The following is a 14,697-nucleotide window of genomic DNA, read 5'->3' as shown; positions in this document are numbered from 1 at the left end:
CGGAATCGCCTATGCTTAGCATTGTGATACCAGTGCTGAATGAGTCTGCAGGGATTGAAGTGGCGCTAGCCGCGCTGCAGCCACTGCGAGAGACCGGCACAGAAATCATTGTGGTCGATGGAGGCAGTACCGATGACAGCGTGGCGTTAGCCACCCCGCTAGCGGATACGCTGCTGACGAGTGCCCCCGGTCGGGCACAGCAGATGAACCTGGGCGCAGAACGCGCGCGCTCAGCAGCGCTGCTATTTTTACATGCTGACACCCAGCTTCCCGAAGGGGCAAACAAGCTGATTTCCCAAACGCTGAACACACATTGCTGGGGGCGGTTTGATATTCACCTTGAGGGAAAAAGCCGCTGGCTGCCGCTCGTTAGCTTTCTGATGAACCTACGCTCACGGCTGAGCGGTATCGCCACTGGCGATCAGGGCATGTTCTTACGCCGAGCGTCTTTTGAAGCGGTCGGCGGCTTTCCCGAACAACCGTTGATGGAAGATATTGAGTTAAGCAAGCGACTGAAGGCAATTTCTCGCCCCGCCTGCCTACGCACCAAAGTGATAAGCTCAGGCAGGCGCTGGGATCAGTTCGGCGCCTGGAAAACGATTTGCCTGATGTGGCGGCTACGCTACCGCTACTGGCGCGGCGTCAGCGCCACCCAACTGGCCAAGGAGTATCGCAATGCCCGTTAAGTCAGCCGTGCAGCCCCATCTACATCTGCTGGCCAAAGCGCCACTGCCTGGGCAGGCGAAAACGCGCTTAATTCCTTGCCTGGGGCCAGAAGGTGCCGCGCAAGCCCATGCCACCATGGTTCGCCACTGCGTTGCCACCGCCTGCCAAGCACTGGGATCGCAACACGTCACGCTATGGACCTCCTTAGAGCATCAGCATCCGCTGTTTGTGGAGCTGCAGTCTCACTACGGCATTTCGCTCGCCACCCAACGGCAGGGCGATGTGGGAATGCGTGTGCGGCATGCACTGAATAGCACACAAGGTCCGTCGATGGTGATGGGCACTGATTGCCCTAGCATCACCGTTGCCATGCTTAGGCAGTGCAGTGCAGCGCTTAAAAACGTGCCCGTGGTGATTTTACCTGCCGAAGACGGCGGCTATGGGTTGATCGGCACTCATGACGATCATCCTAGCCTCTTTGAGGGCATTCCTTGGGGAACCGCGCAAGTGCTCCAAGTCACTCGTCAGCGGCTTGCCGCGCTGACATTAGACGCCATCTTTCCCGACACCATGTGGGATATTGACCGTCCAGAAGACTGGCAGCGCTGGCAACAAACGCTGAAGCACGCAAACAGTCTGTAAGGATTCCGCTCTTTGCGTCACTGTTACTGAACGACTGTTCTGCTTCTAACACCACCGGAGCCTGCCATGAACCGCCAGCGCCTGCTGATTATCACCCTACTGCTACTGGCCGTGCTTGGCTTTTATGTGAGCGGTGCCCATACGTTTTTCACCTTGGAAACCCTGCAAACCTATCGCAGCGATTTCCAGGCTGCATTTCAGCAATCCCCTTGGCAGGTTGCGGGCATTTTCTTTGCGCTGTATGTGGTCATGACGACACTATCGCTACCCGGCGCGACACTCCTCACACTGCTGGGTGGCGCGCTGTTTGGTCTCGGTTGGGGGCTGTTAATTATCTCCTTTGCCAGCACCATCGGCGCAACGCTGGCCTTTTTACTCTCTCGATTCCTGTTTCGACATCCGATTGAAAAGCGTTTTCCTCGCCAGTTCGACACGGTGAATCGTGGCGTTGATAAAGACGGCGCTTTTTATCTTTTCACCCTTCGCTTAGTACCGATATTCCCTTTCTTTATGATCAATCTGGTGATGGGCCTAACGCGGCTTAAAACAGTCACCTTTTATTGGGTAAGCCAGCTAGGCATGCTGCCCGGCACCGTGGTTTACGTAAATGCGGGCGGCCAATTGGGTGAACTTGAAAGCCTGGGCGGGATTATTTCTCCGGGGCTTTTGGCCTCGTTTGCGCTGCTGGCCGTATTCCCTTGGATAGCTCGCCGTATTGCGCTACAGGTGCAAAAACGCAATGCCTATCGTGGTTTTAAGCGTCCATCCCGCTTTGATTACGACATTGTGGTCATCGGCGGCGGCTCGGCGGGTCTGGTCACTAGCTACATCGGCAGCGCCGTAAAAGCTAAAGTAGCGTTGGTAGAAAAGCACAAAATGGGCGGCGACTGCCTGAATACCGGCTGTGTGCCTTCAAAGGCGCTAATTCGCGCCGCCCGTGCTGCTCACGACATGCGTACAGCACACCGCTTTGGCGTTAACGCTGGCGAGCCGGAGATTGATTTTGCCAAGGTGATGGGGCACGTACACCAAGCCATTACGGATATTGAACCCCACGATAGTGTCGAGCGTTACACCAACCTGGGCGTTGAGGTGTATCAGGAACATGCCACCCTGACATCTCCTTGGGAAGTTAAGATCGGTGATAAAACCCTGACTGCCCGCCATATTGTGCTGGCCACTGGCGCACGCCCCCGCGTGCCATCGCTGCCTGGCATCGAGCATGCCCCACTGCTCACTTCAGAAAACCTGTGGTCACTCACGGAACTGCCTAAACGCTTGGTCGTACTCGGCGGCGGAGCAATTGGCTGCGAGCTCAGCCAGAGTTTTGCCCGCCTGGGCAGCCAGGTCACCTTGGTGGAAGGTATTCCACAGTTACTAGGCCGAGAAGACCAAGACGTAGGCGAACACGTGGAGCGCACGCTCACTCAGGAAGGTGTTAACGTAATGACCGGCGCCAACGCCTTGGAAGTAAGCCAAGATGGCCCCGGACATCAACTGGTGGTAGAGCACAATGGCCAGCGCATCACCATCGAATTTGATTATTTGCTCGTCAGCGTTGGCCGCCAAGCCAATGTTGACGGATTGGGGCTGGAAGCGCTGGGAATCACTACCACCAACGCTGGCACGCTGGAACTCAACGAGCGTCTACAAACTCGGCTGCCCAACATTTGGGCCTGCGGCGACCTAGCAGGCCCCTACCAACTCACGCATGCCGCTGCCCATCAGGCGTGGCACGCAGCCGTCAATGCATTGTTTGGTGAGTTAAAAAGCTTCGCTGTAGATTATCGCTTTATGCCTGCTGTCACCTATATCCAGCCGGAAGTAGCGCGAGTCGGACTCAACGAAAAAGAGGCCATCGCTAAGGGCGTGGCGTTTGAAGTTACCCGCTATGCCATGAGTGAAAGCGACCGCGCTATTGCCGAAGGCGCTACCGACGGGTTTATCAAGGTGCTTACTGTGCCCGGTAAAGACAAAATCCTTGGCGCGACCATCGTGGCTGAAAACGCCGGAGAATGGTTAGGAGAGTTCACTATCGCCATGAAGCATGGCCTGGGGCTTAACAAGCTATTGGGCACCATTCATCCCTACCCCACGCTTGGCGAAGCTGCCAAGGCCACCGCTGGCGTGTGGAAGAACGCCCATAAGCCCGAGCGTATACTCACCCTATTGGAGCGTTATTTCCTCTGGCGGCGTGGTGCGGAATAATGATGTCCCCATGAAAAATCTCGTGCTGATTGGCGCGGGCCATGCCCATGCCTTCGTGCTGGAAGCCTTTGCTCAGCACCCAGATCCGTCAATCGCTATCACCGTGGTTAGCGACAGTGCGCTGTCAGCCTATTCTGGCAGCGTGCCAGCGTGGCTGGCAGGAGAATGCACGCTACGCGAAACACAAATTGATGTAGCGGCGCTATCTCACAGGGCAGGTGCTCGCTTAATCACTTCACCTGCAGTGGCTCTCGACCCCACTAAGCGCCAGCTAGCGCTAGCGAACGGCGAGGCGATCCATTTCGATGTAGCCTCATTTAACGTTGGCTCTACGTTAAGGTTGCCTGAACAGCCGTTTCTCGAAAAACATGGCGAACAAAGCCCCTACTTGTTGGCGATGCGACCGCTTAGTTCACTGCACAACCGCTGGCAAGCGCTAAGAGAGAAAGTCGACCAGTGTCCTCAGGGGTCTACACAGCGGGTGGTAAGCGTAGGCGGCGGCGCGGCAGGCTGTGAGACCTTAATGAGTGTGCTGGCGCAGCTGCGCCAACAACGTTCAGACATTACTTGGCAAGGCGCGCTTGTCAGCGCATCAACAACACTGCTACCCGACGTAGGTCGGCTGCCCCGCTGGTTAACCCAACGCGCTCTGCGTCGAGCAGGCGTTACGGTGCTGCCCGGCGTGCGTGGTCAGGCGCTAATAGCAGGTGGCGTCTACACCTCAGAAGGCGAACTGATTGACGCGGATATCGTGCTGTGGGCTACCGGTGCCGTTGGCCAGCCTTGGCTGCAAGACACCCCGCTGCCACTGAATCAGCGAGGATTCATCCAGGTGAATAAGACACTTGAGGTAGCGGGCCAGCCGGGACTATTCGCTGCTGGAGACTGTGCAGCGTTCAATACATCACTGCACTCTTCTCCACGGTCCTCTTCTCCACTACTCTCTTCTCCACTACCTAAGGCCGGAGTTTACGCCGTGCGCCAGGGGCCAGTGCTGGCGAAAAACCTGCGCGCCGCCTGCCACAGTGAACCGCTGATCAACTGGAAGCCACCAAAACGGGTACTGGCTCTAATTGGCACTGGCGATGGCCATGCGATTGCCAGCAGAGGTGCCATCGGTTTCTCAGGCCGCTGGGTATGGGAATGGAAAAAGCGGATTGATGCGCGCTTTATTGCCCGCTTCAACCCGCCTTTTAAGCACTAGATAACTGCGATCGGATGCTAACTGAAGGCTTAGTTAGCTTCGCGCCAGCCGCCTAATACGCGGCTATCTGGTCCAAAAAACACCAGCCGATCATGGTCGATGAGGTAGCGATAGGCCGTATCAAGCATATCGGTTACTTGCTTGGCATCTTCCATATTGGGGCAAGCCATACGTGTCGAGGCGAGCTGGCTAAACTCGATACGTTGATTTTCACCCAACGCCACACTGCCGGTAAATCGGTTACAACCATCCGAACCGCTCACGCTGCCGTCGCGTCCAATTTGAAAGAATGGCGTATTGGGTAACGATACCCGCTCATCGGTACCTACTAGCAGTAAATTCCAACGCTGATCGACTATCGGGCCTGACAGCGACACGTTTTCCGGCGCTGCCGTACTCTCTTGCTCTGGTGTACTGCTACACGCACTGATTAATAGCGCGGTAGCGACACCGGCTAGCATTGCTCCAAATTTGACCGTCACTGTCTCATGCTCCTTATTGACAAATTACCAGCTTCCGCTGTTTTCCATTGACGCCCATGGCTCCTGGGAGGGCAACGCATCGCCTTTTTGCAGCAGCTCGACAGAAATACCGTCGGGCGACTTCACGAACGCCATATGCCCATCCCGTGGCGGGCGGTTAATGGTAATGCCGTTATCTTGAAGCTTTTTGCATAGCGCGTAAATATCGTCAACGCGATAGGCCAAATGCCCGAAGTTGCGCCCGCCGGTGAGCTCTTCTGGATCCCAGTTGTAGGTCAACTCAAGCTCTGGTGCCGCTAAGCGTTCAGAGCGCGTCTCATCTTCCGGCGCGGCGAGAAAGACCAGCGTAAAACGGCCCTTCTCATTTTCTTTGCGACGCACTTCTTTCAACCCCAAAAGATCGCAGTAAAAATTCAACGATGCATCTAAGTCGCTTACCCTTACCATAGTGTGCAAAAACTGCATGTCATTCTCCCTCCATCATTACTGGGTATATTCGCTAAAGATAGCGGGAATACTGTCGTTGCGGGTCCAACTGAGAACAGCGTAATCATCCACCCGGCCGGTTTCCATGCCCGGAGAGCCATGCGGCATACCTGGCACTGTTAACCCGATAACGTTTGGCTGCTCTTCTAACAGCCGCTTAATATCTGCAGCGGGTACATGGCCTTCTATCACGTAACCATCAACGATGGCTGTGTGGCAAGATGCTAGTTCTGAAGGAACGTTATTGGCTGCTTTGACTGACCGGAGGTCGCCGTCACGGTGATGGTTCACATCAAAACCGGCTTCTTCAAGATGGCTTACCCATGCACCACAGCAGCCACAGTTGGGATCGCTGTGCACATCAATCGTAGGCGCTGCCAAAGCGCTTAGCGAATAGGCAGCAAGAAGACTGCCCACCAGACCTTTAACTAGACGATTTCGTGACATTTAAAAACCCTCTTCACCGGCATGTACAATAATACCTAGCTTACTTGGAATACGGGGCCACCCCAAGGAGACCTACGTGGATTCAGTCACACAAGCAGCCCTTGGGGCCGCCATAGGTGGTGCAATATTAGGTAAACGACTGGGTCGCAAAGCCATACTGATGGGTGCACTGCTCGGCACGCTACCCGATCTAGACGTGATGCTTGATTATGGCGATGCAGTGGCTAATGTGACTGAGCACCGCGGTTTTAGCCACTCCCTGTTTGTGCTGACTGGCTTAGCCACGATAGTGGCGCTGCTGTGCCAGCGTTTCATACCTGCTCGTGATATCAGCCTGGGGAGATGGTGGTGTTTTTTCGTTCTCTGTCTGACAACCCACCCGGTACTTGATTCATTTACTACTTACGGCACTCAGCTGTTCTGGCCACTGGATATGCCACCCGTAGCGTGGCCTATCGTGTTTATTATCGATCCTTTTTACACCCTACCGCTGCTGGTTGCGTTAACCATCGCCATTGCCGCCAAAAAAGTACCTAGGGCTTGTACGATCGGATTAGCCGTATCCAGCATGTATTTACTACTGGCGGCAGGCGCAAAATGGAGCGTTGAACAACGCTTAACCCCAGCACTGGCGGACGCTGGCTTACAGGCAGCACCGGTATTGATTCAACCGACGCCGTTTAATATTGCACTGTGGCGCGCGACGGTTATTGACGGGGATCGCTATTTTGAGAGTTTGATCAGCGTATTTGATGACCAGGGCCCACCAACGCTTGAACCTATAAAGCGCAACGTCGCACTTGAGGAAAGCGTGCTAGCCAGCCCACTTGGCCAACGGCTGACATGGTTTACTGGCCCCTTTCTACGCTATGACACGCTGTTGATCGATGGTCAGGAAACGCTAATCGCCACCGATATTCGTCTTGGCTTCCCAGGCTTTCATCCGTTCAGTTTTACCCTGGCAACGTGGAAAGATGATGCCTGGCACCCTGCCGATATAAGCGAGCAACTAGAAACCTCCCAAGAGCCCAGACTGGAAATACTTTCAAGGCTCGCTGCCAGGGCTATCGGTGATAACACCGCACTGTGTGCCAGCGACTTTGTTGAAGCACAATGGCGTGCCGAGCCTTTGCTTTACCGTTGCTGACACACCTGTGGACTCAAAAAACCATGCCGACTAAGGAGCGATGCCCTGACCACAGCCTTTGTACTGCTGCCCGCCGATTGTCAGCGTGACTCGAGCGGGATACGGCTGGCCTTTCATGTCATCAAAACAGGCTCCCGACTCAATGCGTACGCGGAAAAACTGCTCGGCATTGGCATTTTCAATCACCACTCTGCCCGCCTCATTGTCCATGACGCTTACCATGTAGGGCATGGTTTGCGTCTCGCTGCCATAGCCCGTTGTCCAGGTCATCATCGGTGCATCATTGGCTAGTTCAATCGACCAGCCCGGCTCATTGCCACGCCCTAGAAACATCACGCCAGGATGGTCAGCGCGGGTTGCTGCGGCTCGACGCTGCCCCTGTTGGCATTGCAACTGACCACGTGGTGTTTCAACCTGCGCTTGATCGCCACGATTCCAGAAGCTGATCTCACCATCTTGATAACGCGCACCGCTTGCCACAATCGCTTGCGGTAAACGCCAGGCACCATGTAGTGACCAAAGACGCAGGTTATCGTCGTTCACCGCGGTGACCAAGTTCTGGTTGGCGGGTTGACACTCCCAAGCGTCAAAATGAGCCGCGCTGCCTGGAAATAGCGTAGCAGGCAGTAGCGGTGCACTGCTGTGTACGGTTGTTTTAGACACTCCAGCAGCAGAATCAGCAGGCGTTGTCCCAGTATTTGCACAGCCCGTCAATGCAACCGTGGCCGTTAGCGCAATCAAACCGGTTAACCGATTAGGTGAGTAAGTCATGCATTCTGCTCCCTGTTGTCATCACTGTTGTTACCGCTATCACTATCGTTACCGCTATCGATGTTATGCCTTTTATCATCATAGGCACTGCCAACGGCGACTACTTAACGTTCGGCGTCGCTCTTCTAGCGACGCTTAAATGCTTTCAAGTCCTGCGGGTCAAAGCTGTCAACCTGGGCTGGCAGCCCCAGCTCTTCGCGCTTTAGCTTTATCTGCATTTTTTCAGCTAGGCGTTCAGAATCATCATCGGTAGTACGGCCGTTAAGCTCAGCGAGCTGCGTCATGCCTTGATGGTAAAACGTCACAATATCCAGTGCTACACGATTATCTTCCTCCACGCCTCGGCGCAGTGGTTGCAGGTAGCCACTAACCTGAGAAAGATGGTGTTTGAGCTGCCATACGTAGCGCATTTCAGCCATCCATGGGCGATCCTTAAGCACCGCAAACAGTACGCTGGTGGCCAACAAGCCAAGGAAGACCCCCAGCCCATTGAGCCATAAGGTGCTGCCAAAAGCGGAAGTTAAAAGCATCGAGAACAGTAACCCGAAGACAATTAATTGCCCTGCCATGGCAATACTGATCATTCGCGCCTTGCGCTGGTAACTACTGGGATTATGCTGCTCAAGGGTGAAAACCATGGCCAACCTCATCATAAAAAGTAGTCTCTTATGATACGGGGCTGGCCAGGGCAAACAAGAGATTATCCAGCGGCTGGAAGATGACTAGGTTAACTCATTCGCTCAGCAGCGGTTTTGAGCAATCGTTCCGTGGTTTCCCAACTCACACAGGCATCGGTCACCGATACACCGTAGCGCATCGCGTTAGGCGATAGCGCTTGCTTACCTTCAAACAAGTAACTTTCGAGCATCAGCGCCACCAAGTTGGCATCGCCTGCCTTGCGCTGTGCCAATACGTCGAGCAGCACTTCGCTTTGGCGTCGGTGATCTTTTCGCGCATTGGCGTGGCTGCAGTCCACCATTAAGCGAGGGTTCTGCCCGGCGTCTCGTAGGGTATTTACCGCTGCTCGCACATGATTCGCCTGGTAGTTTGGCTCGCCATGGCCACCTCGTAACACCACATGCGTATTGGGGTTACCAGCCGTTTCCTGCATGATCGGGCGTCCTTCATTATCCATGGCGAAACGCTGGTGGGAATGAGCCGCTGCCTGCATAGCATCAATGGCAACCTGAACGTCGCCGCTCGTCGCATTTTTGAACCCCACTGCGGCCGCAAGATCACTTGCCAGCTCGCGGTGTAACTGCGACTCAGTGGTACGAGCGCCAATGGCGACCCAGCTCAGCAGATCATCTAAGTAGGGGGCTAGCATTGGCTGTAGAAGCTCTGTGGCCACCGGCAGTCCCCGCGAGGCAACCGCGTGCATAAGTTCACGAGAGAGGGTGATGCCTTTTGACATATCACCACGGCCATCTAGCCCTGGGTCGTATGCCAACCCCTTCCAACCAACGGTGGTACGTGGCTTTTCTACGTAAACACGCATGACCGGTAATAGTTGCTCACTAACTTCTTCGCTTAGCGCAGCCAACCGATCGGCATACTCTAACGCTGCTTCTGGATCGTGGACGGAACAGGGGCCAACAACCACTAATAAGCGCTTATCTTGACCATTCAGGATACGCTGAACCGCTTGGCGCTGGTGGGCAATTTGCTCACCCAGTTGGCTATTGATAGCGACACTGCGGCGTAGCTCTGCCGGCAAAGGCAATGGCTGCGATGAGCTTGAGGGACCGTTCGTTAATGACGCTAGGTTTGACAAGGTTGTGCAAGCAGGGCGGACATGGGCATTCATAACTTAACTCTCCGGAAGCGTGTGACATCGTGATAACAACAACTTGCCACCTTGGCTTGCACGGTCGGAGGTGGCAGCTTGCACCGACCGCGCGTCGCTAAATCGCCAGCCATAGCCATAACCGATATAGTTGGCAGTATTGGCGAGCAGATTAGCGAGAGAGTATGCGCGGTACATCATGATGCAGCTCCTTGATGAAATGTCTGTGAAACCCAAGTTAAACCAAATAAACCGTTAAAACGAAAGAAGCCTCGGTTGGGCTACCAACCGAGGCTTCTTTGCATGCGGCAGGCAACCTAGTCGGTGTGCCTGATGACGCGACGCTACTGGTCGGCCAGGGGCACACCGTGGCTAAACCAATAGGCAGCATAAAAGAACGCAGCAACGCACGCCCAAGCACTCGCCGCCGATACCGGCATTGCTTGTGTGTGGCAAGTGCATTGTGCTGTGTGCATGGCTACATCCTAATTTATAAGTCTAATTCACGTTGCTCATCGCAAACGGTGACATCTAAGTGTTTAATCCTGCCTGCATAGAAGCAAAATGGCAACCTTCAGCCGCCAAACGCTTGTACCCAACCAATCGTTGCGGGCAGTGCGCTCATGCTAACCAGGACCACAACGCCGAGCACAATAGAAAGTAAACCTGATTCGTCTTTGAAGTTGTCGTCATGGTGGGCCATGAAAGCCTCCTTTTTTATCGGTATCGGTTATCAGCACATGCCGTGCGTCAGTTATCGGCCAATCATTTTAGTGAGGGCGAGGAGCGTAGGCAAATACATCCGAGAACATTCTCTCACTACTGATGTTTTTCCGCTCGAACACATCAACACAGGCATAAACCATCCCCGGCGAGCCTGATAGGAAGATATCACAATCACTGAGCGTCAACTGAGCCTTTGTAAGCTCGCTCTCAAGGGCACTTTCCAGCACTAGGTCAATGCGTCCTTGATGGTGTGATATTCGTTCACCAACCGCCAGCGGCTCGGTAAGCGGAAACTCTGTTACGGCTTGAAAAGCAACATTTGCATACTGTTGTGCCCATTCGCAGGCCAAGTCTTCGGCATACAGATCGCGGTGCTCGCGGTTTGCCCACCATAGCGAAATAGGCCGAGCAGGCTGCTGCCGTAGCGTTGCTTCTACAATCGCTTTCATCTGTGCAAAACCGGTGCCTGCCGCAACCAGCAGTAGCGGGCGCTCGCTTTCGGCGTCCAGCACGCAGTCACCGCTGGGTAAGCGTACGGTCAACTGGTTGGCCACCTGCAACAGCTCTCTCAGGCGAGCAGAATTGTCCCGTTCAGGCCAGTGCTGAATATGCAATTCGATAATGCCATCGCCACGTTCAGCGCTGGCAATTGAAAACGGCACCCAGGTGTTATCGTCTAGTTTCAGCTCTAAATACTGACCAGGCGCATGCTGCATGGCTTCTGGCCGCCCTTCCAGGGTCACCCCAAAGACGTCGGGATTTAAATCCTCAACGGCGGTTACCTGGCAGGTTAACGTCTTGCAAGTTGACGTGCTTGCGCTCATGAAAGCCTCTTTATGAAGAATCGTCCGACCTGCGCCACTGGGTTAGCCGTGGCGAGGTGTGGGTAACGGGATATCAATGCCCAGCTCGTCCCAACGCTCGTCAACGCGGGTCTTTATCGAATCGTCCATCACGATGGGTGTCCCCCACTCTCGATCCGTTTCTCCTGGCCATTTATTGGTGGCGTCGAGCCCCATTTTAGAACCCAACCCGGACACCGGAGATGCAAAGTCGAGGTAATCAATGGGGGTATTTTCCACCATCACGGTATCCCGTGCTGGGTCCATACGCGTGGTAATTGCCCACATCACGTCTTCCCAGTTACGCGCGTCGACATCGTCATCCAGAACAATGACAAACTTGGTGTACATAAACTGACGCAGAAAGCTCCAAACCCCCATCATGACGCGCTTGGCATGACCTGGGTACTGCTTTTTCATGGTCACGACGGCCATCCGGTAGGAGCACCCTTCCGGCGGCAGATAGAAGTCAACAATCTCCGGGAACTGCTTACACAGGATCGGAACAAACACCTCGTTAAGCGCGACGCCTAGAATAGCTGGCTCATCGGGTGGGCGACCGGTATACGTAGAGTGGTATATCGCGTCCCGTCGCATCGTCATCCGCGTGACGGTAAAAACGGGGAAGTGATCGACTTCGTTGTAATAACCGGTGTGATCGCCAAATGGCCCTTCCGCTGCCATATCGTCGGGGTAAATAAACCCTTCAAGAATGATTTCTGCAGACGCAGGCACTTCCAGGTCAGCATGTCCGCACCTGACAAGCTCTGTGCGTGAACCGCGAAGAAGCCCTGCGAACGCATACTCGGAGAGAGAGTCGGGTACCGGTGTGACAGCGCCTAAAATCGTTGCAGGGTCAGCCCCCAGCGCCACCGCCACAGGAAATGGCTCACCGGGATGCGCTTTTTGAAACTCAAGAAAATCCAGCGCACCGCCTCGATGGGAGAGCCAACGCATAATCAGGCGGTTTTTAGCAATTTTCTGTTGGCGGTAAATACCGAGGTTTTGACGCTTTTTATGCGGACCTTTGGTAATCACCAATGGCCAAGTCACTAGCGGCGCCGCATCGCCAGGCCAGCAGTGCTGGATCGGCAAACGATCTAAGTCAACCTCATCGCCTTCAAACGATAGCGCTTGTACCGGCGCTCGTTTAACGATTTTTGGCCCCATACTTAGCACTTGTTTGAAAATCGGCAGCTTGTCCCAGGCGTCTTTTAGCCCTTTGGGTGGATCGGGCTCTTTTAGAAACGCCAGTAGCTTACCCACTTCGCGCAGCGCCTCTACCGAGTCTTGCCCCATGCCCAGCGCAACCCGTTTAGGCGTACCAAACAGGTTACCCAGCAGCGGCATGTCGTGCCCCTTCACATTCTCAAACAGCAGCGCAGGGCCACCAGCACGCAATGTCCGGTCGCAAATTTCGGTAATTTCCAGATAAGGATCAACTTCTGCTTTAATTCGCTTGAGTTCACCCTGCGCTTCAAGTGCCGCAATAAAATCGCGCAAGTCGTGGTACTTCAAGGCACTCTCCCCAAGGCACTTCCCCGGCTGTCAGACATTTATCGCTGGTGCTTGGCCGTAATGCAGCGCCTAGCGGCGCTTCATCGCTTCAAAGAACTCCAGATTCGTCTTGGTATCCTTCAGACGATCAATCAGGAATTCTGTAGCAGCTGTGTCTTCCATCGGGTTGAGCAGCTTGCGAAGAATCCACATGCGCTGCATTTCATCTTCAGACGCCAGGAGGTCTTCACGACGGGTACCGCTGCGACGGATATTGATCGCGGGGAACACGCGCTTCTCAGCCAGCTTGCGGTCAAGGTGCGCTTCCATGTTGCCGGTGCCCTTGAACTCTTCGAAAATGACTTCGTCCATTTTCGAACCGGTATCGACCAGTGCAGTGGCAATAATCGTCAGGCTACCGCCCTCTTCGATATTACGCGCGGCACCGAAGAAACGTTTTGGCTTCTCAAGAGCGTGGGCATCCACACCACCGGTTAGCACTTTGCCAGAGCTGGGCACCACGGTGTTATAGGCACGCGCCAAACGGGTGATGGAGTCGAGCAGAATCACCACGTCTTTCTTGTGCTCAACCAGACGCTTGGCTTTTTCGATCACCATTTCCGCAACCTGCACGTGGCGGGCGGGTGGTTCATCGAAGGTAGAGGCAACCACTTCGCCACGCACAGTGCGTGACATTTCGGTCACTTCCTCAGGACGCTCATCGATCAGCAATACAATCAGATGGCACTCAGGATTGTTACGCGTAATGGACGTCGCGATGTTCTGTAGCATCAGTGTCTTACCCGCTTTAGGCGGTGACACCAACAGACCACGCTGACCTTTACCAATCGGCGCAGTCAGGTCAATGATGCGCGCGGTAAGATCTTCGGTAGAGCCATTACCAATCTCCATGCGCAGCCGGTCGTCTGGGAACAGCGGCGTTAAGTTCTCAAAGAGAATCTTATGCTTGGCATTTTCCGGACGATCAAAGTTGATCTGGCTAACTTTGAGCAGGGCAAAGTAGCGCTCACCTTCTTTAGGCGGGCGGATTTTGCCGGAAATGGAGTCGCCTTTACGCAGATTGAAACGACGGATCTGAGACGGCGATACGTAGATATCATCCGGTCCAGCGAGGTACGAGCTGTCAGCGCTACGCAGGAAGCCGAAGCCATCCTGAAGGATTTCCAGCACACCATCGCCATAAATATCCTCTCCACTTTTAGCATGCTTTTTGAGGATGGCGAAAATGATGTCCTGCTTGCGCGAACGGGCTAAGTTGTCGATACCCATCTCGCGGGCGATATCGAGCAGCTCGGGAACGGTTTTTTGCTTGAGTTCAGTGAGATTCATCGGTGTGTTAGAAAGTTGCTCATGAAAGCTGGGCGACAAGCGCCGGGAATAAGACAGGAGGCGTGACCTAAAAGTAGGGCTAAGCGCCGAGTGATGCGTTCAGAACCCCATCTAGGCACACGCTCAGATACTGAAAGCTAGGCAGTCTTGAAGTAAATGCCAATAAAGGAGTAACGGCATCAACGACTGCTTAACGTGAGGGTGCTAATAAACTAGTTAATCTGATCGGCACAGAAAATGCTGTTTCAGCGGGTTATCTGACGACTTGGACATCTGGCTGATGCCATTGGATACGTACTGCTCGGAATACCCGAGTAATACGCCTGTTTAATAGGCAAACAAGTTAACTCGGATCAAGCCAGTAGTTGGATGGTAGTCAAGGCCCGCGATAAACGCAAGTCTTTGACAATTGACAATACTAATAAGGCACCGCAACCTTGGCA

The 14,697-nt window shown here is 54.2% G+C and carries 15 protein-coding genes; 5 read left to right on the top strand and 10 right to left on the bottom strand.

Annotation, left to right across the window (positions count from 1 at the left end):
- Positions 1-11: 11 nt before the first annotated feature.
- From NDQ72_03000 to NDQ72_02985, 4 genes are all read left to right on the top strand, one after another.
- Entirely contained in the window at positions 12-686 is a 675-nt protein-coding gene (locus NDQ72_03000) for a TIGR04283 family arsenosugar biosynthesis glycosyltransferase (GenBank protein ID WKD28924.1), read from the top strand.
- Positions 676-1,308: a TIGR04282 family arsenosugar biosynthesis glycosyltransferase gene (locus NDQ72_02995; protein WKD28923.1), complete on the top strand. Its 633-nt coding sequence runs from the start codon at positions 676-678 to the stop codon at positions 1,306-1,308. Before NDQ72_03000 ends, NDQ72_02995 begins: the two co-directional genes overlap by 11 nt.
- A 66-nt stretch (positions 1,309-1,374) precedes the next feature.
- Positions 1,375-3,516, top strand: a complete 2,142-nt coding sequence (locus tag NDQ72_02990) for an FAD-dependent oxidoreductase (GenBank protein ID WKD28922.1) — start codon at positions 1,375-1,377, stop codon at positions 3,514-3,516.
- 10 nt (positions 3,517-3,526) lie between these two features.
- On the top strand, positions 3,527-4,720 hold the full coding sequence (locus NDQ72_02985) for an FAD-dependent oxidoreductase (GenBank protein WKD28921.1): 1,194 nt from the start codon (positions 3,527-3,529) through the stop codon (positions 4,718-4,720).
- Positions 4,721-4,749: 29 nt separating this feature from the next.
- Here the strand turns inward: NDQ72_02985 and NDQ72_02980 are convergent, their stop codons facing one another.
- From NDQ72_02980 to NDQ72_02970, 3 genes are read right to left on the bottom strand one after another with little or no spacing between them, the layout of a single operon-like run.
- Complete coding sequence (locus NDQ72_02980) at positions 4,750-5,202, bottom strand: META domain-containing protein (protein ID WKD28920.1); 453 nt, start codon at positions 5,200-5,202, stop codon at positions 4,750-4,752.
- Positions 5,203-5,226: 24 nt separating this feature from the next.
- Positions 5,227-5,667, bottom strand: a complete 441-nt coding sequence (gene gloA / locus NDQ72_02975) for a lactoylglutathione lyase (GenBank protein ID WKD28919.1) — start codon at positions 5,665-5,667, stop codon at positions 5,227-5,229.
- An 18-nt stretch (positions 5,668-5,685) separates the two neighbouring features.
- Positions 5,686-6,135, bottom strand: a complete 450-nt coding sequence (locus NDQ72_02970) for a DUF411 domain-containing protein (protein ID WKD28918.1) — start codon at positions 6,133-6,135, stop codon at positions 5,686-5,688.
- Positions 6,136-6,211: 76 nt separating this feature from the next.
- On the opposite strand from NDQ72_02970, the gene NDQ72_02965 reads away from it, so the two are divergent.
- The gene (locus tag NDQ72_02965; GenBank protein WKD28917.1) at positions 6,212-7,282 is read left to right on the top strand and encodes a metal-dependent hydrolase; all 1,071 of its coding nucleotides are present in this window, start codon (positions 6,212-6,214) and stop codon (positions 7,280-7,282) included.
- A gap of 30 nt (positions 7,283-7,312) precedes the next feature.
- On the opposite strand, the gene NDQ72_02960 is transcribed toward NDQ72_02965, so the two are convergent.
- The 7 genes from NDQ72_02960 to rho form a co-directional block, all read right to left on the bottom strand.
- Entirely contained in the window at positions 7,313-8,053 is a 741-nt protein-coding gene (locus NDQ72_02960) for an MliC family protein (protein ID WKD28916.1), read from the bottom strand.
- 125 nt (positions 8,054-8,178) lie between these two features.
- Entirely contained in the window at positions 8,179-8,691 is a 513-nt protein-coding gene (locus NDQ72_02955) for a DUF3087 domain-containing protein (protein ID WKD28915.1), read from the bottom strand.
- An 89-nt stretch (positions 8,692-8,780) separates the two neighbouring features.
- A complete protein-coding gene (locus NDQ72_02950) occupies positions 8,781-9,860 on the bottom strand; it encodes a 3-deoxy-7-phosphoheptulonate synthase (GenBank protein WKD28914.1) in 1,080 nt (359 codons plus the stop codon).
- 3 nt (positions 9,861-9,863) lie between these two features.
- Positions 9,864-10,040: a hypothetical protein gene (locus tag NDQ72_02945; GenBank protein WKD28913.1), complete on the bottom strand. Its 177-nt coding sequence runs from the start codon at positions 10,038-10,040 to the stop codon at positions 9,864-9,866.
- Between the two features lie 569 nt (positions 10,041-10,609).
- A complete protein-coding gene (locus tag NDQ72_02940) occupies positions 10,610-11,389 on the bottom strand; it encodes an NAD(P)H-flavin reductase (GenBank protein WKD28912.1) in 780 nt (259 codons plus the stop codon).
- A 42-nt stretch (positions 11,390-11,431) separates the two neighbouring features.
- Positions 11,432-12,925: a 4-hydroxy-3-polyprenylbenzoate decarboxylase gene (ubiD, locus tag NDQ72_02935; GenBank protein WKD28911.1), complete on the bottom strand. Its 1,494-nt coding sequence runs from the start codon at positions 12,923-12,925 to the stop codon at positions 11,432-11,434.
- Positions 12,926-12,994: 69 nt separating this feature from the next.
- Entirely contained in the window at positions 12,995-14,254 is a 1,260-nt protein-coding gene (rho, locus tag NDQ72_02930) for a transcription termination factor Rho (protein WKD28910.1), read from the bottom strand.
- Between the last annotated feature and the right edge of the window lie 443 nt (positions 14,255-14,697).

Origin of the sequence: Halomonas sp. KG2 (assembly GCA_030440445.1) — a bacterium.
Taxonomy (GTDB): domain Bacteria; phylum Pseudomonadota; class Gammaproteobacteria; order Pseudomonadales; family Halomonadaceae; genus Vreelandella.
Note: the sequence above shows the minus strand (reverse complement) of the source record. Positions and strands in the feature narration are given on the sequence as shown.